The sequence below is a fragment of the Rhizobium giardinii bv. giardinii H152 genome (assembly GCF_000379605.1).
Taxonomy (GTDB): Bacteria; Pseudomonadota; Alphaproteobacteria; order Rhizobiales; family Rhizobiaceae; genus Pararhizobium; species Pararhizobium giardinii.
On the sequence record NZ_KB902582.1, the window covers coordinates 1 to 1,475 of the forward strand.

A 1,475-nucleotide genomic window follows, 5' to 3' on the forward strand; every position below is an offset into this window, starting at 1 on the left:
AAGAAACGCTGCTGGCTCATGATGGCATCCATGACGCCTCCGCAGTGAGCGCCTCCGTTCTTGCGGAATTCAAGAACGAAGGGCATGTGGCTTGCAAGATCGGCGGATCGTCCCCGCCGCGGGAAGAGGATCCTTGTCGCCCGAAACCCAACCGGAGTGGCGTTCGAGGTAGCGGTCGATCGGGGATTGATCTTTTCACCGCTTTGGAATCACAGACCAGCGACGCCATGCACAAAGAGGCTGGTGAAGTCACCTCCTCTTATTTTGGCTCGCTTGGCCATGTGCGCTTGGACGCCCAGCGCCACAAATAAAGATCCTCTGAGAAAAACGCGGATTGCCACATTGCGCGAACTTAGCGACGCCGATCCGGACGGAAGGTGGATCGTTCGTAGCGGCCCGGCTGATGACTGTTCGCTAACGTATCGCAAACAGGACCTGCGGCTGTTCTCGCTGTCCAGTGCCGAGCACTCGGTGTGTCTTGAGCGATTGGCCAGGCGCAATACCGGATGGATCAGCTTCTATTTTGTGGTCACAGGAGAGATTGAAGTCAGCGACCGGCCAAGGCGCAAAATTCGGCACATCCCATCGGGGCACGTTGCAAGTGTCCGTGAAACACCAGGGAAACGACTGACTATTCAGCCATCAAGTTCGTGGCTGGCGCTCCACTTGCCCCAATCGGCATTACGCCAGCATTTCGAGGAACTGACCGGCCACCCATATCTGCAAGAATTCTGTCTGCCTCCGACCAATTTTCGCGATGGCAGCGCACAGGACCTGTACCAGATCCTGCTCCAGGCCCTGAATATTCTGAGCGCCTCTCCCATGGAGGAAACCTTCGTGCTGGCGAGGGCTTACTATCAACTCGTGCTGACGCAGCTTTACACAAAGCTTCCTCACAATTTAGCAGGCGTATTTGTTTCCAGCACACCTTCAGATGCCCCGAGAGAGGTTCTCAGAACAGAAGCGTTGATGCGTGACAGGCTTTTTGAACCGGTCACGCTGAAAGAATTGACAGACGCCGCGGGATGCACTGAACGAACGCTCCAACGCCTATTCCGAACATACCGCGGACGCTCTCCGATGGGAGTGTTGTGCAATATGAGATTGGCAGCCGCGCACCACGCGATAAGAAATTGCGAACGGACCAGCATGACGGACCTAGCGATGAAGCTGCAATTCTCCAATCCCGCCCGCTTCTCGGCTCTCTACAAGCGAGCCTACGGCCTTAGCCCGTCACGTAGCATGCGACTGAACCGGCGCGAGGATTTTGAAACGAGCGGCTAGCTCCACTCATCTTTCTGGAAGCAATCGCGTTCCACAAGACGCTTGCTTTTCTCCTCCTCGCCTCATGAAAAGGCTCGACCCAGTAGACGGGCATTCCTGTTTTCAGTCGAATCGCTCCGGTTCTCTCGTTTGAGACATTCCGGATGGTTTCAAAAACCGTCTTTCTGAACGAACCTCAACACAAATACAGC

At 55.3% G+C, this 1,475-nt stretch carries 1 protein-coding gene and 1 pseudogene; both read left to right on the forward strand.

Annotation, left to right across the window (positions count from 1 at the left end; genetic code table 11):
- A pseudogene (locus tag A3AY_RS40085) lies at positions 1-311 on the forward strand (hypothetical protein); the annotation flags it as partial.
- A gap of 31 nt (positions 312-342) precedes the next feature.
- Positions 343-1,284 carry a helix-turn-helix transcriptional regulator gene (locus A3AY_RS37545; RefSeq protein WP_167332404.1) on the forward strand — a complete coding sequence of 314 codons (942 nt, stop codon included), beginning with the start codon at positions 343-345 and terminating at the stop codon, positions 1,282-1,284.
- Positions 1,285-1,475: the final 191 nt, after the last annotated feature.